This window comes from Breoghania sp. L-A4 (assembly GCF_003432385.1).
GTDB lineage: Bacteria > Pseudomonadota > Alphaproteobacteria > Rhizobiales > Stappiaceae > Breoghania.
This window is the reverse complement of record NZ_CP031841.1, coordinates 4,801,747-4,819,320: the sequence shown is the minus strand read 5'-3', so window position 1 is coordinate 4,819,320 and position 17,574 is coordinate 4,801,747. Positions and strand designations below refer to the sequence as shown.

The 17,574-nt window shown below is 65.8% G+C and carries 17 protein-coding genes; 9 read left to right on the top strand and 8 right to left on the bottom strand.

The window, feature by feature from the left end:
- Window positions 1–28: 28 nt before the first annotated feature.
- Both folD and D1F64_RS21990 read left to right on the top strand, forming a co-directional pair.
- Window positions 29–928: a bifunctional methylenetetrahydrofolate dehydrogenase/methenyltetrahydrofolate cyclohydrolase FolD gene (gene folD, locus D1F64_RS21995; protein WP_117414172.1), complete on the top strand. Its 900-nt coding sequence runs from the start codon at window positions 29–31 to the stop codon at window positions 926–928.
- Window positions 929–940: 12 nt separating this feature from the next.
- Entirely contained in the window at window positions 941–1,594 is a 654-nt protein-coding gene (locus tag D1F64_RS21990) for an aspartate/glutamate racemase family protein (protein WP_117414787.1), read from the top strand.
- Window positions 1,595–1,675: 81 nt separating this feature from the next.
- On the opposite strand, the gene D1F64_RS21985 is transcribed toward D1F64_RS21990, so the two are convergent.
- From D1F64_RS21985 to D1F64_RS21960, 6 genes are all read right to left on the bottom strand, one after another.
- On the bottom strand, window positions 1,676–2,650 hold the full coding sequence (locus D1F64_RS21985; RefSeq protein ID WP_117414171.1) for an ABC transporter ATP-binding protein: 975 nt from the start codon (window positions 2,648–2,650) through the stop codon (window positions 1,676–1,678).
- Window positions 2,647–3,702 carry an oligopeptide/dipeptide ABC transporter ATP-binding protein gene (locus tag D1F64_RS21980; RefSeq protein WP_117414170.1) on the bottom strand — a complete coding sequence of 352 codons (1,056 nt, stop codon included), beginning with the start codon at window positions 3,700–3,702 and terminating at the stop codon, window positions 2,647–2,649. Before D1F64_RS21980 ends, D1F64_RS21985 begins: the two co-directional genes overlap by 4 nt.
- Complete coding sequence (locus D1F64_RS21975) at window positions 3,689–4,573, bottom strand: ABC transporter permease (protein ID WP_117414169.1); 885 nt, start codon at window positions 4,571–4,573, stop codon at window positions 3,689–3,691. The genes D1F64_RS21980 and D1F64_RS21975 overlap by 14 nt, the downstream gene beginning before the upstream one ends.
- Before the next feature lie 2 nt (window positions 4,574–4,575).
- Complete coding sequence (locus D1F64_RS21970; RefSeq protein ID WP_117414168.1) at window positions 4,576–5,529, bottom strand: ABC transporter permease; 954 nt, start codon at window positions 5,527–5,529, stop codon at window positions 4,576–4,578.
- A gap of 134 nt (window positions 5,530–5,663) precedes the next feature.
- Window positions 5,664–7,277, bottom strand: a complete 1,614-nt coding sequence (locus tag D1F64_RS21965) for an ABC transporter substrate-binding protein (RefSeq protein WP_117414167.1) — start codon at window positions 7,275–7,277, stop codon at window positions 5,664–5,666.
- 133 nt (window positions 7,278–7,410) lie between these two features.
- Window positions 7,411–7,989, bottom strand: a complete 579-nt coding sequence (locus D1F64_RS21960; protein WP_117414166.1) for an ureidoglycolate lyase — start codon at window positions 7,987–7,989, stop codon at window positions 7,411–7,413.
- Window positions 7,990–8,199: 210 nt separating this feature from the next.
- Here D1F64_RS21960 and D1F64_RS21955 point away from each other — a divergent pair, with 210 nt between their 5' ends.
- Genes D1F64_RS21955 through D1F64_RS21940 form a run of 4 tightly spaced genes read left to right on the top strand, consistent with a single transcriptional unit; the run spans window position 8,200 to window position 12,270 of the window.
- Window positions 8,200–8,859, top strand: a complete 660-nt coding sequence (locus D1F64_RS21955; RefSeq protein WP_162901713.1) for an FCD domain-containing protein — start codon at window positions 8,200–8,202, stop codon at window positions 8,857–8,859.
- A 49-nt stretch (window positions 8,860–8,908) separates the two neighbouring features.
- Window positions 8,909–10,075: an amidase gene (locus tag D1F64_RS21950; protein WP_117414164.1), complete on the top strand. Its 1,167-nt coding sequence runs from the start codon at window positions 8,909–8,911 to the stop codon at window positions 10,073–10,075.
- On the top strand, window positions 10,075–11,295 hold the full coding sequence (locus D1F64_RS21945; protein ID WP_117414163.1) for a diaminopropionate ammonia-lyase: 1,221 nt from the start codon (window positions 10,075–10,077) through the stop codon (window positions 11,293–11,295). The genes D1F64_RS21950 and D1F64_RS21945 overlap by 1 nt, the downstream gene beginning before the upstream one ends.
- A gap of 45 nt (window positions 11,296–11,340) precedes the next feature.
- The gene (locus tag D1F64_RS21940; RefSeq protein ID WP_117414162.1) at window positions 11,341–12,270 is read left to right on the top strand and encodes an N-carbamoyl-D-amino-acid hydrolase; all 930 of its coding nucleotides are present in this window, start codon (window positions 11,341–11,343) and stop codon (window positions 12,268–12,270) included.
- 13 nt (window positions 12,271–12,283) lie between these two features.
- On the opposite strand, the gene D1F64_RS21935 is transcribed toward D1F64_RS21940, so the two are convergent.
- Window positions 12,284–13,072, bottom strand: coding sequence for a hypothetical protein (locus tag D1F64_RS21935; RefSeq protein WP_117414161.1), 789 nt, complete (start codon window positions 13,070–13,072; stop codon window positions 12,284–12,286).
- 396 nt (window positions 13,073–13,468) lie between these two features.
- Between D1F64_RS21935 and D1F64_RS21930 the strand changes: the two genes are divergently transcribed.
- Genes D1F64_RS21930 through D1F64_RS21920 form a run of 3 tightly spaced genes read left to right on the top strand, consistent with a single transcriptional unit; the run spans window position 13,469 to window position 16,344 of the window.
- Entirely contained in the window at window positions 13,469–14,491 is a 1,023-nt protein-coding gene (locus D1F64_RS21930) for a TRAP transporter substrate-binding protein (RefSeq protein ID WP_117414160.1), read from the top strand.
- A gap of 46 nt (window positions 14,492–14,537) precedes the next feature.
- Window positions 14,538–15,053, top strand: a complete 516-nt coding sequence (locus D1F64_RS21925; RefSeq protein WP_117414159.1) for a TRAP transporter small permease — start codon at window positions 14,538–14,540, stop codon at window positions 15,051–15,053.
- Window positions 15,043–16,344 carry a TRAP transporter large permease gene (locus D1F64_RS21920; RefSeq protein WP_117414158.1) on the top strand — a complete coding sequence of 434 codons (1,302 nt, stop codon included), beginning with the start codon at window positions 15,043–15,045 and terminating at the stop codon, window positions 16,342–16,344. Before D1F64_RS21925 ends, D1F64_RS21920 begins: the two co-directional genes overlap by 11 nt.
- Before the next feature lie 15 nt (window positions 16,345–16,359).
- On the opposite strand, the gene D1F64_RS21915 is transcribed toward D1F64_RS21920, so the two are convergent.
- Window positions 16,360–17,559: a M24 family metallopeptidase gene (locus tag D1F64_RS21915; protein ID WP_117414157.1), complete on the bottom strand. Its 1,200-nt coding sequence runs from the start codon at window positions 17,557–17,559 to the stop codon at window positions 16,360–16,362.
- Window positions 17,560–17,574: the final 15 nt, after the last annotated feature.

The following is a 17,574-nucleotide window of genomic DNA, read 5'->3' as shown; positions in this document are numbered from 1 at the left end:
TTTGGGCAAAGCATCGGGGAGATCGGGAATGGCGACTGTACTGGACGGGAAAGCGATCGCGGCGGGTGTCATCGACACCGTCGGCAAGGCGACGGCGGAACTCAAGGCGAAGCGAGGGGTGACGCCCGGCCTCGCGGTGGTCATCGTCGGTGAGGATCCGGCAAGCCAGGTCTACGTCGGATCGAAGACGCGGATGGCCAAGTCCTGCGGCTTCCATTCCGTGCAGCATGCGCTGCCGGCGGAGACCACCCAGGAGCAACTCCTCAAGCTCGTCGATGAACTCAACGCCGATCCGGCGGTGCACGGCATTCTGGTGCAGCTGCCGCTGCCCAAGCACCTTGACGAGCTGTCCGTCACCCAGTCCATCGCCCCGCACAAGGATGTCGATGGGCTGCATGTGAACAACGTCGGCAAGCTGTTCTCCGGCGACAGCGACACGGGTCTGGTGTCCTGCACCCCGGCGGGCGCGATGCTGTTCGTCACCCGCGTGCATGGTCCCGATCTTTCGGGTCTCAATGCGGTCGTCGTCGGCCGTTCGAACCTATTCGGAAAACCGATGGCGGGATTGCTGCTGGCAGCGAACGCCACCGTCACCATCGCGCACAGCCGCACCAAGGATTTGCCGGGCGTCTGCCGTGATGCGGATATTCTGGTCGTCGCGGTGGGGCGGCCGGAGATGGTCAAGGCGGACTGGGTCAAGCCCGGCGCGACCGTGATCGATGTCGGCATCAACCGGTTGGCGGCGCCCGAGCGCGGCGAGGGAAAGACCCGGCTGGTCGGCGACGTGGCGTTTGCGGAATGCGCCGAGGTGGCGGGCACCATCACGCCGGTGCCCGGCGGCGTCGGCCCGATGACCATCGCCATGCTGATGGCCAATACCGTGATCGCCGCCTGCCGCAGTGTCGGCGAGCCCGAGCCGCGTTTCTGAATGGCCGCCGGCATGCCGCGCGTCGCCCTGCTCAATCCCAACACCAATGCCGGGACCACGGCGATGATGGTTGGGATCGCGCGATCTCAGGCGCCTGCGGGGCTGACGATTGAGGGACTGACCGCGCCCTATGGCGCGGCGCTGATCACCGATGAGGCGGCCTTGCGGATATCCGCCGAGGCCGTCGTCGGGCAAGCCGGAGGACTTGCCGCCTTCGACGGCGTGATCGTCTCCGCCTATGGCGATCCGGGCGTCGAGGAGCTGCGCGCGCTGCTTTCGGTGCCCGTCGTGGGCATCGCGGAAGCCTCGTTCGAGGCAGCCTTCGCGCACGGCCGGTTCGCCGTCATCACCACGACACCGGATCTGGCCGACGCCATTAGGCGCCGTGTGGCCGGCCTTGGTTATGGTCGGGATTTCTCGGGCGTCTTTCTGACCGATGGCGATGTGCATGCGGTCATGCGCGATCCGGACGGGCTCACCCGTGCGCTGGCGCTGGCGGGCGATGCCGCGATCCGCGCGGGCGCCCAGGCGCTCATCGTCGGCGGCGGGCCGCTGGGCGAGGCCGCTGAGGCGCTCGCCGGACGGTTGGGCGTGCCGGTGATCGCGCCCATCCGCGCCGCGGTCGACAAGGTCTCCGCGAAACTTGCGCGAATCCAACTCGCATAAGCGCGAAAACCACACAACAGCCCGATCGAAATTCGCGCGATTTGCGGTGTGATCCTACCGCTTTTGCGAGATTTTGCGCGCCTATGCCGGCGCCATTTCCCTCACGCAGGCCACCAGATGCCCGCCGCCGATATCCACCTTCGGCGGCACGCCGGCCAGGCAGGCGCCTTGCGCAAAGGCGCAGCGCGGCGCGAACGAGCACGCCGTGGGCACGCTCTCCAGCGCCGGCGGCGAACCCGGAATGGCATCCAGCCGCGCACCCTTCACCGCGCCGTGCAGATTGGCCGCCAGAAGCCCCTTGGTATAGGGGTGGCGCGGGTTCTTGATGACCTCGCGGGTGGTGCCGGTTTCCACGATGTCGCCGGCATACATCACCGCGATGCGGTCGGAAATCTCCACCGCGACGCCGATGTCGTGGGTCACGAAGATCACCGCCATGCCGAATTCCTTCTGCAGCTCGCGCAGCAAGAGCAGGATCTGGATCTGCACCGTGGCGTCCAGCGCCGTGGTCGGCTCGTCGGCCAGCAGCAGGCGCGGCCGGCAGGCCAATGCGAGAGCGATCATGGCGCGCTGGCGCATGCCGCCGGACATCTCGTGCGGGTAGGTCTTCAGCCGCCGCTCGGGCGAAGGGATGCGCACCCGGGTCAGCATGTCGAGCGCCACATCCATGGCCGCGACCTTGCTCAAGCCCTTGTGACGCCGCACGGTTTCCGCGATCTGGTCGCCGATCGTATAGACCGGATCGAGCGCCAATGCGGGTTCCTGAAACACCATCGACACGTCGCCGCCGCGATAGCGCGACAGGCGCTTGCCCGAGAGCGTCATGATGTCGGTCTCGTCGACGGAGATGGTGCCCTCGACTGTCGAGCGCTTGGGCGGCAGCAATCGCAGCAGCGTCTTCAGCGTTACGCTCTTGCCGGAGCCGGATTCGCCCAGCAGCCCGAGCATCTCGCCCTGCCGCATGGCGAGGTTTAGTCCGTTGATGGCGTGGACGGTCCGTTCGCCGTGAAAGGTCACATGCAGGTCGTCGATCCGAAGCAGTTGGTTGCTCGTCATTCGGCGGCCTCCCGGGTGGCGAGCGAGTGGCCGGAGCCGGCGTCCTGGATGTGGCATGCCGCGAGATGGTCGGCGTTGCCGCCGATCTTGGCAAGCTTCGGCTTGGCGGCCGAACAGATGCTTTCCGCGAACCGGCAGCGTGTGTGGAAACGGCAGCCGGCGGGCGGGTCAATCGGGTTGGGCGGATCACCGGCCAGCGGCGGTTCTTCCGTGCGGTTGTCGGGATCCATCGACGGCATCGCGGCGAACAGCGATGCCGTATAGGGATGAGCCTGTGTTTCGTAGATGGCGTCTACCGGCCCGACTTCGACGACCTCGCCCAGATACATCACCAGCACCCGGTCGGAGATGAAACGCACGACGTTGAGATCGTGCGAGATGAACACATAGGTGAGGCCCAGTTCCTTGCGCAGATCGGAGAGCAGGTTGAGCACCTGCGCCTCGACCGACTTGTCGAGCGCGGAAACCGCCTCGTCGAGGATCACCAGCCGTGGCGACATGGCGAGCGCGCGGGCGATGTTGACGCGCTGGCGCTGGCCGCCCGAGAGTTCATGCGGATAGCGCGCGGCGAAGCGGTCGGGATCCAGCCCCACGCGGGTCATCAGGTCGCGGGCGCGGGCCTTGGGGTCGTCGAGTTTCTGCACCATCGGGCCGAAGGCGATGGACTGCTCGATGGTCAGCCGCGGGTTGAGCGAGGCGTAGCTGTCCTGGAACACCATCTGCACGCCGCGGCGCAGCTCCTTGAGCTGGATGTCGGCGCCAAGCGGGTCGCCGTCGAAGATGATCTCGCCCTGGTCAAGCTCGATAAGGCCGATCAGCAGGCGCGCGGTGGTCGACTTGCCGCAGCCGCTCTCGCCGACGATGCCCAGCGTCTCGCCCTTGCGCACCTCGAAGGACACGCCGTCGACGGCGTGCACGGTGGCGGTCTGGCGGTTGAACAGGCCCGAGCGCACCGGAAAGTGCTTCTTGAGATCCCTGGCGATGATCAGCGGCTGCCTGGGGCCGCCGCGATCCACTGTGCCGCTCGCGGCCCGGGTGTCAGTCCTTGACATTCATGGCACTCCGAAGTCCGTCGCTGAGAAGGTTGAGGCACAGGGAGGTGACGAAAATCATCAGTCCCGGCAGCGCCGCGACCCACGGATTGACGTAGATCGCTGTGCGCAGCGTGTTGAGCATCAGGCCCCATTCCGGCTCCGGCGGGCGCACGCCGATGCCCAGGAAGGACAGGCCGGCGGCCAGGATCATGCACACGCTGGTGAGGCTGGTGGCGTAGACGAAGATCGGTCCCAGCACGTTGCCGATGATGTGCACCCGGATGATCGTCAGCGCGTCGCCGCCCGACGCCCGCGCCGCGTCGATGTAGTCGAGCGAGCGCACGCTGGAGGTGACGCTTTCCGCCACGCGGGCGATCGGCGGGATGAAGACGATGGTCAGGGACACAAGGCTGTTAAAGATACCCGCGCCCAGCGCTCCCGAGATGGCGATCGCCAGCAGCACGGAAGGAAAGGCGAAGAACACGTCGATCGTGCGCATGATCAGCGTGTTGACGAGACCGCCGGCGTAGCCCGCGACCAGCCCCAGGCAACTGCCGATGATGAAGGCGAAGACCACTGGCATCAGGCCGATGAACAGCGTCAGCCGTCCGCCGTAGATCAGGCGGGCGAACATGTCGCGGCCCTGCTCGTCGGTTCCGAGCAGAAAACCATCGGTGCCGATGGGCTTGAGCCGCTTGATCATCGAGCTCTTGTAGGGATCGGCGAGATCGAGATAGGGCGCGAAGATGGCGGCAAGGATCAGCAGCAGCACGATCGCGGCGCAGGTGACGGCGACGGGATCCTTGCGGAAACGGCGAAACACGCCGCTCCAATAGCCCTGCGTCCTGACGACCGGCTCGATGAGCTCGGTCACATCGGTTGCGGCCATGCTCATGTCCTCTTGATGCGCGGGTCGATCGCGGCCTGGGCGACGTCGACAATGAGATTGGCGGTGACGAAGAACAGCGCCAGCACGAGGATCGTGCCCTGCAGAAGCGGCAGGTCGCGCTGGAAGATGGCGTTGGACAGCAGGAAGCCGGAGCCAGGCCAGTTGAACACCGTCTCGATCAGAATCGAGCCGCCGAGCAGGTAGCCGAGCTGCAGGCCGATCACCGACAATGCGGTGGGGGCCGCGTTGCGGATCACATGGCGCAGCACGTCGGGGTGGCGCATGCCCTTTGCGTAGAGCGCCTGGACGAAATCCATCGAGAAGATATCTCCGACCAGGGCGCGGATGGTCCGTGCGACGATGCCGATGGGCACCACGGCGAGCGTCACGGCGGGCAGGATCAGGTGGCGCATGTGGGCGTAATCCCAGGCCCATTCGCCCGAGCCGCCGGGTCCGGCGCCCATCGAGGGCAGCCAGCCGAGCTGCACGGAGAACACGATGACCAGCACGATGCCGAGCCAGTAATTGGGCACGGAGACGCCGGTGATCGCCACGGCGGTGATGGCGCGGTCGAAGATCGTGTCGCGGAAATAACCGGCGAGGAAACCGAGAAAGATGCCGATGGGAAAGGCGATGACGCTGGCGGCCGCGGCCAGAAGCAGCGAATTGGCGACCGCGCGCATCACCTCGCCGGAAACGGGCCTGCCGGTAGCGATGGACTTGCCGAGATCACCCTGCACGGCCTTGGAAATCCAGATCGCGTATTGCACGGGAAGCGGCTTGTCGAGGCCATAGGCCGAGCGCATGGCCGCCTGCTCCTCCTGGGTCGCATCCACCGGCATGATCGCAGTCAGCGGATCGCCGGGCGCGATATGCACCAGCAGAAAACAGAACATGCTGACGCCGATGGCGACGGGCAGCACATAGATCAGACGGCGGACGAGATAGGTGAACATGAAAGGTCTCGCTGGGCCGGTGCCGGTGAAAGGGTGCGCCGAACTCTATGCATCAGCGGTGCCAGACGCGGGCAGGCCGTGGCATCGGAAAAAAGGAGGCCCGCGGCACGCAACGCGCCGCGGGCCCGAGGTGCTTACTCAGCCATCGAGATGGAGGAGAAGTTCTGGTACCAGTTCTGCGCCTGCACGAAGCCTTCGACCTTGGGGCTCATGGCGCGCGGCGCGACGTCATGGGTAACCATCAGAAACAGGGCTTCGTTGACGAACTTCTCGTGCGTCTTGCGCAGGACCTCGTCCTGTTCCGCCGCGTCGAAGGTAGTGCGGATCTGCTTGAACAGCTCCTGCATCTCCGGATCGCAGTAGTGGCCCCAGTTGGTGCCGTTGGGCGCGATCAGGTCACACGACAGGTGCCGGATCAGGCCGGTGAACGGGTCCTGGATGAAGTAGGTGAAGTTGATCGACTCGGATCCCTCGACGGCCGGATCGGCGGCGCCGGCGCGCCACAGATTGATCATCTGGTTCCATTCGACGACCATGAACTCGACCTCGATGCCGACGTCGGCCAGGTTCTGCTGGACGTATTCGTTCATCGGCAGCGGAAGCATCTGGCCTGAGCCCGACGGCGAGATCAGCGCCTTCACCTTGAGCGGCTTGTCCGGGCCGTAGCCGGCTTCGGCGAGCAGGGCCTTGGCGGCTTCCGGATCGAATTTCACATCAAATGTGGGCTTGCCGAACCACTGCGAGGAGGGCGGCAGGAAGCCCTTGGCCGGAACCATCAGGCCGCCGAGCAGGGCGCCCAGGCCTTCACGGTCAATCGCCAGGTTGGCCGCCTTGCGCACGCGGATATCGTTCCACGGCGAGCCTTCCAGACGCGAGAGGTGCCAGGTCCAGTTGTGCGGATAGGCGTTGGAGACGATGTTGAAGCCGTTGCCGGTCAGCGCGGGGATGGTGTCGGGCGCCGGAGCCTCGATCCAGTCGACCTGACCCGACAGAAGCGCCGCGGTGCGGGCGTTGGGCTCGGGCAGCGGCATCAAGACCATCTTGTCGAGCTTCGGGATGCGGGTTTCGTCCCAATAGGTCTCGTTGGGGACGAGTTCGGCGCGTTCGCGCGGCACGAAGCTCTCGAGCTTCCACGGGCCGGTTCCTGACGGCTCCTTGGCCACTTCTTCCCAGCTCTTGCCGTGGGCTTCCCAGTTTGCCTTCGACGACATCAGGATCCAGGCGAGCTGGTAGGGCAGCGTCGCATCGGGCGTCTTGGTGGTGATTTCCAGGGTGAGATCGTCGATCGCCGTGTAGGAGGCGACGGCGGGGATGCGGGACTTGCCCTGCGCGGACTGGCGCGGGTCGTACTGCTCGCTGTCGGCGTCGAGCAGCTTGTCGAGGTTCCACACGACGTTCTGCGCGGTGAAGTCGCTGCCGTCATGGAACTTCACGCCTTCGCGCAGCTTGAAGGTCCATTTGGTCTGGTCGTCGGGATCGACGCTCCATTCCGTCGCCAGACCCGGGATCAGCACCGACGGCTTGTCAGCGCTGGTCAGGTCCCATTCGATCAGGGAATCATAGACCGTGTAGCCCATGAACCGCATGCCTTCGCCGCCCTGGTCGGTCTGGCCGGTGGTCAGCGGGATGTCCGAGGCGGTCATGCCGACGCGCAGGGTGCCTGCGGCCCATGCGCTGAAGGGAGTTGCTGCCAGGGCCGTCAGTGCGACGGCGGCCAGGGCGGCAACTCTCAAGGATTTGAGAGCCATCTGCGAGATCCTTTCTGGAAGTATTGCAACCGCGCGCCCGTTTCGGATTACGCGCAGCCCCCGAATGAGTGTTGAATGCGACCTGAATTCCCCCTAGGCGATGCGACCGCTGTGCGCGGTTCTGTGAACAGGTTCAGACGCATGAGGCTTGACCTTCGATGCGGACGGGCCTGTCGAGTTTGTGGGTGACACAGTCCTCGGCGGTGCCGGTCCATTGCGTCGCGAAATAGGTTGCCGGAGCCTCCAGGCTGGTCAGCGCGGCATGCCAGATGCCGGGGCGATAGGCGAAGCCCTGCCCCTCGGAGGAGATGAAGGCCTGGAGCGTGGCTTCGTTGACGCTGCCGTCTTCATGCGGCGCGGCCACAACGATCAGCGCGCGGGCATTGCCATGCGGGAAGAATGCTTGCGGCGAGTGCGGGTGGCGCTCCAGTATGGCGATGCTGACCGGCGTGGTGCGTGGTGCGAGCTCGAAGGTCGAGAGACACAGACGAAGATCTGGCCATGCCGGGCCGCCGGGCGTTCCGGCTTTCGGCGTTGTTGCCGCGACGCTGAACAGGCCGTCTTCGCGGGTGGCGTAGCCTTCGTTGGTCGGGACCGGCGCGGAGCGCACCGCGATGTCGCCATAGGGTTCAAACGCAGAATCCTCGAGCCTTCGCGGCATCAGCGTTCGCGCGTCCGACGTGTTCTTTGTGTTGCTCGACTCTGGCATCATGCGCCGTATTCGCCCTGTTTTTTACTGCTTGCCGGGGGGCGCAAAATCGCGTTACCACTTGTGTGGCCTGACCGGTCTGACCAGTTGAGCCTATGAAGTGCTCTATTTTTGCGCAAGGCGATTATTTAGGCGAAAGTGACCAAAATAGTGTCAGAGGAATTTGCCGCCGGCGCCGAGAGGAGAGGCGCACCAGAGCCGTCAGGCCGCTCCGTGCCCGCCCGCGTCGCGGAAGCCATCCAGGCGATGATCGCCGAACGGAACCTGAAGGCCGGTGATCAGTTGCCCTCGCAACGCGAGCTGACCCACATGCTGCACGCCTCGCGGCCCTCGATCCGCGAGGGCATCTCGATGCTGGAAACGCTCGGGATTGTCAGCGTCGAGGTCGGTCGCGGCGTTTATGTATCCGAGCGTGGCGGAGGCTCACCCGCCGACCGGTGGCGCTTCAGTCGCGATCATTCATTGCGCGAGGTGTATCAGTTCCGCGCGGCGCTCGAGCCGGCGGCGCTTGCGCTCGCGGCGCCCCGGCTTTCGGCGGGTGATATTGTCGCCATGCGCGCCGGGGCCGAAGCCTTGCTGGAGGCGGCGCAGGCCGGAAACGCGGTGGGCGCCGCGGAACAGGACACGCTGTTCCACGATCTGATCTACCAGCGGTGCGGCAACCGGATCTTTCGTGAGATTCAGGCGCAGATGCGTCAGGCCATGCAGGACAGCCAGTGGGTGCCGATGGTCATTATCGAGCGGGTCCATGACACCGCGAGTGAGCATCTGATGATTGTCGAGGCGCTGGAGGCGGGCGATACTGCCGGAGCCTGCGCCGCTTTGGCCAACCACATCCGCGCTGCCGCCGCGCGGTGCGACATTCGCCTGTGAGCAGCGGCACCACCGCCGTGCACTTCCAATCCTTCCAGACGAGCTTTTCATGATTGATGACACCGTCCATGCCTTCGCCGACGTCTTCGCAACCCCGATCCGTGGCGCCTCGGGCCCGCTGGCGGGACTGAGTTGCGCGGTAAAGGACAACTACGACATCGCCGGGCGCGTGACGGGCAATGGCAACCCGACCTGGAAGCGAACCCATGCCGCCGCAACGGCGCATTCCGCCGCCGTGCAAACGGTCGTGGATGCGGGAGCGCATGTTGTCGGCGTCACCCACATGGACGAACTCGCCTACAGCCTCCTGGGCATGAACGCGCATTCCGGCACGCCGATCAATACCGCGGCGCCCGACCGCGTTCCCGGCGGATCGTCCTCGGGATCAGCGTCCGCCGTGGCGGCCGGTCTGGTGGATTTCGCGCTGGGCAGCGACACCGGCGGTTCGGTGCGCGCGCCGGCGAGCTTCTGCGGTCTGTTCGGACTGCGCGCGACGCACGGCCGCATCGATGCGGCGGGTCTGGCCCCGCTTGCCAAAAGTTTCGATGTAGCGGGCTGGTTCGCGCGGGACCTGCCGACGCTGGCGCGGGTGTCGGCTGCGTTCGGCATCGTCCCGGCATCCGACGATCCCGCGCCAGAGGTGTGGCTGCCGGAAAACGTCTGGTCGCACGTGTCCGGCGCGCTGCGCGCCGCGCATGCGCCGCGTCTCGAGGCCGCGATCGCCGCCTTCGGTCCCGCCCGCACCGATCCTCTGCCGGATCTCGAAAGCTGGTTCGAGACCTTCCGCACCCATCAGGGGTTCGAGGTCTGGCGGGATCTGGGGGATTGGGTCACCGGCAATGCGCCTGATTTCGGCCCCGGCGTCGCCGAGCGTTTCGCCATGGCCGGCAGGATCACCGCGCAGGCGTTCGAGAGCGCGACCAAGGCGCGCCGCGCGATCCGCGAGAACATGGATGCGCTGATGGGGCCGGCGACCGTGATGATCGTGCCCACGGTGCATGGGCCGGCGCCGCTGCTCGATGCGTCGGCGGATGACCAGGAGGCCTACCGCAAGGCGGCGATGAGCGTCCTGTGCATCGGCGGGCTGAACGGTTATCCGGAACTGTCGCTGCCCGGTGCGACGCTGGAAGGCGCGCCGGTGGGGCTCTCGCTGCTTGCCGGATGCGGCCGCGATGGCGCACTGATTGGGGCGGCGGGCGCGCTGGGCCTGCGGTGATGACGGAGCCCCTTGTCTATTGTCTCAACGATCACGCAGATCGTCGGGCGCTCTACGGTCCGGATCAGGCGGCGATTCTGAATTCGGTCGCGCTCGATGCGACCCGGGCCACGATCTCGGGGTGGTCGGGCTATGCGCCGACGCCGCTGGTTTCTCTGGCGGGGCTGGCGCGGCACGCCGGCGTCTCGACGCTGTTTTACAAGAATGAGGGGCCCCGCTTCGGACTTGGCAGCTTCAAGGCGCTCGGCGGTGCCTATGCGGTGTGGCGCGTGCTGAGCCGTGCGGCCCGGAAGAACAACGTCGATCCCGACGATACGGCCGGTTTTGCGCGCCTGGCGAAGCGCGTGACGGTCGCCTGCGCCACCGACGGCAACCACGGCCGTTCGGTCGCGTGGGGTGCGCAGCATTTCGGCTGCGACTGCGTGATCTTTATCCACGCCGGGGTGAGCGAAGGCCGCAAGCGCGCGATCGAGCGCTTTGGCGCGCGTGTCGTCCGATGCAAAGGAAATTACGACGACAGCGTCCGCGAGGCGCAAACTCAGGCGGACAGCGAGGGCTGGGTCGTCGTCTCGGACACCTCTTATGACGGGTATACCGAGATCCCGAAGGACGTCATGCAGGGCTATGAACTGATGGCGGCGGAGGCGCTGCAGCAATGGCTCCATCCGCTGCCGCCGACGCATGTCTTCCTGCAGACCGGCGTAGGCGGGATGGCGGCGGCCGTGGCGGCCCATCTGTGGCGGCGTTACGGCGCTGCGCGCCCGGCGGTTGTCCTCGTTGATCCGCTCAGATCCGCGTGCTGGCTGGAGACGATCCGGGCCGGCAAGCCCGTTGCCGTCGAAGGGACTCTGGATACGGTGATGGCGGGACTGGCCTGCGGCGAGATTTCCCAATTGGCCTGGACCATTCTGAAGTTTTCTGCCGACGCGGTGATCGGCATCGCCGATGAGGATGCGATCGATGGCATGCGGATGCTTGCGCAGGGCCGCTTCGGCGACGCGCCGCTCGTCGCGGGCGAATCCGCCGTCGCCGGCCTGATGGGGCTGATGCTGGCGGCCACCGATCGCGATGCCCGGTCCGCGCTTGCCCTTGATGGCGCCTCGCGGGTGCTGGTTTTCGGCACGGAAGGCGCAACGGATCCCGCGCTCTACGAGACGCTTGTCGGCGAGAGCGCCGCCGATGTCGCGGCACGCGCGGCGCGAAACCTGCAAGGGATGTGATCCGGACTCCGATCCGCCTTATCTCAAGAGACGAAGCGCACCGCCATGACCCGAACGCTTGTGATCGCCGCCGCCCAGATGGGGCCTATCGCCCGCGATGAACCCAGATCCTCCGCCGTCGCACGGATGATTGCCCTGATGGGCGAGGCGGCGGCGCGCGGCGCGCACCTGGTGGTGTTTCCCGAACTCGCGCTGACCACCTTCTTCCCGCGCTGGTTCATGGACAACCAGGCGGAGATCGACGCCTATTTCGAGACGCACATGCCGTCTGAGGCAACCCAGCCGCTGTTCGATGCGGCGCGCCGGCTGGGCGTCGGCTTTTCGTTCGGGTATGCCGAGAAACTGATGGATGCGGAGGGGCGGACGCGACGGTTCAATACCTCGATCCTGGTCGGACCCGACGGCGCGGTGCTCTCCAAATACCGCAAGATTCATTTGCCCGGTCACTGGGACGAGGAGCCCTGGCGGGCGTTCCAGCATCTGGAGAAACGCTATTTTGAGCGTGGCGATCTGGGATTTCCGGTGGCGGACGCTTTGGGCGGCCGCGTGGGCCTGTGCATCTGCAACGACCGGCGCTGGCCGGAAACGTTCCGCATGCTTGCGCTGCAGCGCGCCGAACTTGTCCTGCTGGGCTACAACACGCCGCAGCACTACCCGCCCGCGCCGGAGCACGATCACCTGCAGGATTTTCACAACCATCTGGTGATGCAGGCGGGCGCCTACCAGAACGGCACATGGGTCGTCGGTGTCGCCAAGGCGGGGCGCGAGGAGGGCTGCGACCTAATCGGCGGAAGCTGCATCATCGCGCCGACCGGCGAAATCGTCGCGCAATGCGCGGGTCTTGGCGACGAACTGGCGATCGCCGAGTGCGATCTCGATCGCTGCCGGGAGATCCAGGACAATATCTTCAATTTCCCGGCCCACCGTCAGCCGGGCGAATACGGCCTGCTGACGGAGATCACGCCGGACTCGTGAGCGAGGCGCGCGATCAGGCGCCGCTGCCGAGGTTCTCGAAGGATACGCTCAGCCCATCCAGTTCCGCGTGCCAGGCCTCGCCGGGGCCCGCCGGCACCATTCCCGTCAAGGCGCCGGTGATGACCCATTGTCCGGCCCGCAGCCCGCCGAAGGCATCCCCGCCCGCATTGGCATAGAGCTGGACGATGCCCACCGGGTCGATCGGCTTGGGCGTGTAGGCGCGTTCCTCACCATTGACCGAGAGCGCCACCCTGTCTTGCGGCAGGCAGCTTTCGCCGGTGAAGTCGCGCTGGGTGCCGATCACCAGGCCGAAGTTGACGAGGCAGTCGGCGAGACGTTCCTCATAGGACGCCTCGGGGCTGGCGATGCGCGCGCGGATGAGCTCAAAACCCAGCGCGTAGTTCGATATCGCCGCGCAGATGTCCTCGCGGGAGTATGGCTCGCCCGGCCGGTGCGGCAGGTCGTGGGCGAGCAGGAAGACGATTTCCCCTTCCATGTCCGTGACGCCGGTGGCTTCCCAAGGCGAGGGATGGATGTCGCTGGCGAAAATCGGCGCCGCGACCGCACTGCCCTCGCCAAAGGGGGACACCTTCCAGCCGATCGAGGTGACGTCGAGGCGAACGGCGACTTCGCGTTGAATCAGAAACGCTTCCGCTACGGTCCACGGGCGGCACGCCTCGGGCAGCCGGTCGATCGTCCTGCCATCCCGCCGGCATCGGGCGAGGACGTCCGCGGCAAGGCGGATGCGGTCCATGGTCTGCGGCGCATCGCCATTCATATCGTCGGCCTTCTGTGCGTCCATGCGGATGCGTTCCCGATTTTGGCGCCGCGAGATCGCGCGGCGGACACAGGTGAGACGTGGCAATCAAAGGATTCGCGACGCTGTGTGGCGGCGACAATAACCTCGCCGGGGTTTATGCGAAAGCCGCGGATGTGTCTGCGTTTCACTTCATGACCGGCGACATAGCCGTCGGTTATGGGTTGACGAGCAAATTGCATTTTCGGGCGCCATGCCCCGCGACTAGGCTTCGTTCAGTGAGCAATCTGCCTCCGCTCGGATGCAGAGATGTTGCTTGCGGGGGCGCATGGGGCCGCGCCGGCCGTCCGCGATTGACGATCCGGTTCGCTTCCCGTCCCCGCCCGAGAGCATGCGGCCGCAGAGCCTTGGCTTTCGAAGTTCCACGGGAGGGATCGGAATATGTCTATCACACGCAGAGTGCGACCACTGTTTTCCGCCGCAGTGCTGGCTGCAGGCCTGGCGGCCGGATTGTTCGCCGCCGGTGGCGTGGCGGCTGAAACCATCGAGCTGAAGGTTTCGCACTTCCTGCCGCCGCAGCACACCATTCACAAGGAACTGGTTCGTTGGGGGCAGGAGTTGGAGGACAAGTCCGGCGGGCGCATTAAGCTGGCGATTTTCCCCGCCGCCCAGATGGGGCCGATGCCGCGACAGTTCGATCTGGCGCGCCGCGGCGTGGCGGATATCGCCTTTTCGCTGCACGGCGGCACGCCGGGGCGCTATCCGCTGACCGAGGTCGCCAACCTGCCGTTCCTGGTGAAGTCCAGCGAGGCCTCGTCGAAGGCCCTGACGGAACTTATTCCCGACTATCTGTCCAAGGAATACGAGGGGCTTCGCGCGCTCTACACGATCGTGGTGCCGCCGCTGAACCTCAACATGTCGAAGAAACGGATCACTTCGGTTGACGATCTGAAGGGCCTGCGGATCCGGCACGCGGGCCGGCTGTTCGCCGAGACGATCCAGGCGCTGGGGGCAACGCCCGTCGCCGTGCGGCCGAACGAAATCGCCGATTCCATGTCCAAGGGCGTCGTCGACGGGGCACTGCTGCCGTTCGAGGGCGCCGCGGCCTTCAAGCTTGGCGATGTCACGAAGTATGTCCTGGAACCGGGCATCAACGCCGCGACGTTCGCACTGATGATGAATCCGGCGAAATACGAAAGCCTGCCGGAGGATCTACGCAAGCTGATCGACGATACGACCGGTCCGGAGGCTGCCGCCCGCATCGGCCGGGCGTTTGACGAAGCGGAAGTGCATGGCCGCGAGGTGATGGGCGAGAAGGCGCAGATCGACACCATGTCGCCTGAACTGCGCGCCGATTTCGAGGCGGCCATCGCGCCGGTCACCGAAAATTTTCTTGGCGAGCTCGACGAAAAGGGTCTGCCCGCCCGCGAAGTCTACGCGAAGATGAAGGCTGCGGGCGCGTGACCGGGCAGGCACTCGGATCTCGCAGCGGTACCGGCGGCGGGTCGCAATGATGATCTTCCGTCTGGTCGCGCGCGCGGCGGCGCTGATGAAACACGTCGCCGCGTTCGCCCTTGTTTTCATGATGATGGTGACCGTTGTCGACATCGTCATGCGGTGGACCATCAACACTCCGATCTTCGGCGCCTTCGAACTCGTGGAGTTCACGCTGGTCTGCGTTGTGTTCCTTGCCCTGCCGCAGGTCTTCGCGACCGAACGGCACATCACCGTCAACATTCTCGATGAGGTGATGCCGCGCGCGCTGGTGCGCTGGCTGAAACGGTTCGCGGCGTTCGCGGCGCTGGTCTTCATGGCGCTGCTGGGCCGCTACATGATCGCACCCGCCTACGACGCGTGGGATTTCGGCGACCGGACCATGGACCTCGGCATGCCGGTGATCTGGTTCTGGGCCCCGATGCTGCTGGGCGTCGGCATCTCGATCCTGATCTGTACGATTTGTGTGGTGCGGACCGCGCGCGGCGCGGATGCCGGCATGTCCTCGGAGTATTCCAGTCATGACGCCTGAACTTGTCGGTGGGGTCGGCGTCCTGGCGCTTCTGATCCTGATCCTGGCGCGTGTTCCCGTGGCCATCGCCATGGGGTTGGTGGCCTTTTGCGGCTATATCGCCATCGACGGCTGGACGCGGGCGACCCTGGTTCTCGGCGCGTTGCCGCAGGAGCTGACCAACGGTTATTCGCTCTCGGTGGTGCCCCTGTTCGTCTTGATGGGAGAATTCGCCAACGCCTCGGGCCTGTCGCGCGACCTCTACCGCAGCGCCAATCTTCTGTTTCGCGGATATCGCGGCTCGCTGTCGCTCGCCACCGTGGGGGCCTGTGCCGGTTTCGGCGCGGTCTGCGGCTCGTCGCTGGCCACGGCGGCCACGATGGGCCGGGTTGCGATCCCGCAAATGCGCGAGGCCGGATACGCGCCGGGACTCGCGTCCGGCACCGTGGCGGCTGGCGGCACGCTCGGCATTCTCATTCCGCCTTCCGTGATCCTGCTGATTTACGCGGCGATCGCGCGCGAGTCCGTGCCGCAGCTGTTTGCCGCCGCGATCATTCCCGGCGTGCTGCTGACGGTGTTCTACGCGCTTGTGGTGATGGTGCTGATCGCCACCGTGAAGGGCATCGTGCCGAAAGAGGGGGCGGCGGAACGCTGGCAGGGCTGGCGCGAGCTGTCGGCCCTTTGGGAGGTGGCAATCCTGTTCGGCGGTTCCGTCGGCGGCATCTATCTCGGCTGGTTCAGCCCCACGGAGGCCGCGGCCGTCGGCGCCTTTCTGGCGTTGCTGCTGGGAGTGCTGCGCCGCCGGCTCGATCGCGCGAAGATCCTCGCCAGCATCCGCAACGCGACGCAGACCACGGCGATGCTGTTCTTCATCATCCTGGCGACGTTCATGTTTTCGTTCTTCGTCGTGCAGACCCGGTTGCCGCTGGCCTTCGCGGGATGGGTCACCGATCTCAATCTCGGCCCCTTCGGCGTCATCCTCATTCTGACGCTGTTCTACATCGTCATGGGCTGCTTTCTCGACGGCATCGGCATCATCCTGATCACCACGCCGCTGTTCGCGCCGCTGGTGCTCGCCAGCGGCTTCGACATGATCTGGTTCGGCATCTATCTGGTGCTGATCGTCGAGCTGGGACTGATCACACCTCCGGTGGGCATGAACCTCTATGTCATCGCCGAGCAGATGCCCGACGTCAGCATGCGCGTCGTCTTTACGGGGGTATTGCCGTTCATCGCGGCCCAGCTCGCGCTGATCGGCCTGATCGCGGTGTTTCCGGAGCTCGTGTCGTGGCTGCCGGGGCTGCTCTATTGAGCGGCCCGCCGGCGTCTACAGCTCGAAGATCTTCTTCTCGGTCTTGTGCAGGCAGTCGCTGACGCCGTCTTCGGTGATGAAATAATTGTCGCACAGCCAGGTGTAGGTGGTCGGCGTCACATAGGTGGGGTGGACGGCGACGCACATGTTGGCGGCCAGCGGCATCGGGTCGTCGTCGCGCAGCGCCGGGCGTTCCACAAGATCGTATCCCATCGCATGGGCAAAGAGCCGGCCTTCCTCGGGGCGGTTGTTTGCACGCATGAACGCGTTGTGGGCGTTCCAGATATCGGCCGGCAGCGCGCCTGGCCGCAGGTTGGCAAGCGTGTGATCCTGCGCCGCGCGGGCGATCTCGAATTCGTCGAGCATGTCCTGGCTGGCCCGGCCCAGCACACAGGTGCGGCCCAGTTCCGTGTAGAGCCCGCCAGGGCCGTTGACCTCGATCAGAATGGTGAACTGGTCACCCTCGCGCAATTGCCGTCCCTGGAAGTGGCTCGGGCCTTTGACCGGCGGAATGCCGACGGGCGCGGAGCCCGACAGGATCAGCCCCTGCGTGGAGCCGAGATCCTCCGCGCGCTTTCGGGCGATGGCGACGAGCTCGAATTCGAACATGCCCGGCTCGGCCGCGGCGAAGGCCGCCTCGAGCGCCTTGTCCTGCAAGGCGGCGGTCTGGCGCAGCAGTTCCATTTCCTCTGGGCTCTTCACCGCCTTGATCGGATCGAGCGCATAGGCGGCGTTGACGAAGTCGACGGCGCTCAATTCTTCACGCAGGTGAGCCCCGAAACTGTAGCGCATCGCGCCGAGTCCCAGCCAGCCGATGCGTGCCGGTTTCAGCGCCCTGAGCGCCGCCACGGCCAGCGCCGCGTCCGCCGTGTCGCAGGTCACCTCGTCGACCGTGTAGGGTGTGGCGAGAAGCTTTTGCACGCCGCGCCACGGCCATGTGTCGCCGGCGTCCTGCGGCGTGCGGATGGTTCCGCGTGGACCCTGCTCGATGACGATCATCTCCTCGTCGCGCGGAAAAATCACCGTTGTGGGCACGCCGTATTTGGCCGGGATGTCGGTGAACCACTTGACGTAGCCGCCGACGAATTCCTGGGAATTCTGCATCACCAGAACATCGATTCCGTGCTCTGCCATCATGGCGCGGGTGAGCGCCCAGCGGCGTTCGAGCTCGGGTGTCGAGATGCGGGAGACGAGGCGGTCGCGCACGGGGATCATGTCGGATCTCTCCAG

Excerpts from the sequence above, each read along its gene's own strand:
- folD (WP_117414172.1), top strand. The coding sequence starts at position 29 with ATGGCGACTGTACTGGACGGGAAAGCGATCGCGGCGGGTGTCATCGAC.
- D1F64_RS21990 (WP_117414787.1), top strand. The coding sequence starts at position 941 with ATGCCGCGCGTCGCCCTGCTCAATCCCAACACCAATGCCGGGACCACG.
- D1F64_RS21985 (WP_117414171.1), bottom strand. The coding sequence starts at position 2,650 with ATGACGAGCAACCAACTGCTTCGGATCGACGACCTGCATGTGACCTTT.
- D1F64_RS21980 (WP_117414170.1), bottom strand. The coding sequence starts at position 3,702 with ATGTCAAGGACTGACACCCGGGCCGCGAGCGGCACAGTGGATCGCGGC.
- D1F64_RS21975 (WP_117414169.1), bottom strand. The coding sequence starts at position 4,573 with ATGGCCGCAACCGATGTGACCGAGCTCATCGAGCCGGTCGTCAGGACG.
- D1F64_RS21970 (WP_117414168.1), bottom strand. The coding sequence starts at position 5,529 with ATGTTCACCTATCTCGTCCGCCGTCTGATCTATGTGCTGCCCGTCGCC.
- D1F64_RS21965 (WP_117414167.1), bottom strand. The coding sequence starts at position 7,277 with ATGGCTCTCAAATCCTTGAGAGTTGCCGCCCTGGCCGCCGTCGCACTG.
- D1F64_RS21960 (WP_117414166.1), bottom strand. The coding sequence starts at position 7,989 with ATGATGCCAGAGTCGAGCAACACAAAGAACACGTCGGACGCGCGAACG.
- D1F64_RS21950 (WP_117414164.1), top strand. The coding sequence starts at position 8,909 with ATGATTGATGACACCGTCCATGCCTTCGCCGACGTCTTCGCAACCCCG.
- D1F64_RS21945 (WP_117414163.1), top strand. The coding sequence starts at position 10,075 with ATGACGGAGCCCCTTGTCTATTGTCTCAACGATCACGCAGATCGTCGG.
- D1F64_RS21940 (WP_117414162.1), top strand. The coding sequence starts at position 11,341 with ATGACCCGAACGCTTGTGATCGCCGCCGCCCAGATGGGGCCTATCGCC.
- D1F64_RS21935 (WP_117414161.1), bottom strand. The coding sequence starts at position 13,072 with ATGGACGCACAGAAGGCCGACGATATGAATGGCGATGCGCCGCAGACC.
- D1F64_RS21930 (WP_117414160.1), top strand. The coding sequence starts at position 13,469 with ATGTCTATCACACGCAGAGTGCGACCACTGTTTTCCGCCGCAGTGCTG.
- D1F64_RS21925 (WP_117414159.1), top strand. The coding sequence starts at position 14,538 with ATGATGATCTTCCGTCTGGTCGCGCGCGCGGCGGCGCTGATGAAACAC.
- D1F64_RS21920 (WP_117414158.1), top strand. The coding sequence starts at position 15,043 with ATGACGCCTGAACTTGTCGGTGGGGTCGGCGTCCTGGCGCTTCTGATC.
- D1F64_RS21915 (WP_117414157.1), bottom strand. The coding sequence starts at position 17,559 with ATGATCCCCGTGCGCGACCGCCTCGTCTCCCGCATCTCGACACCCGAG.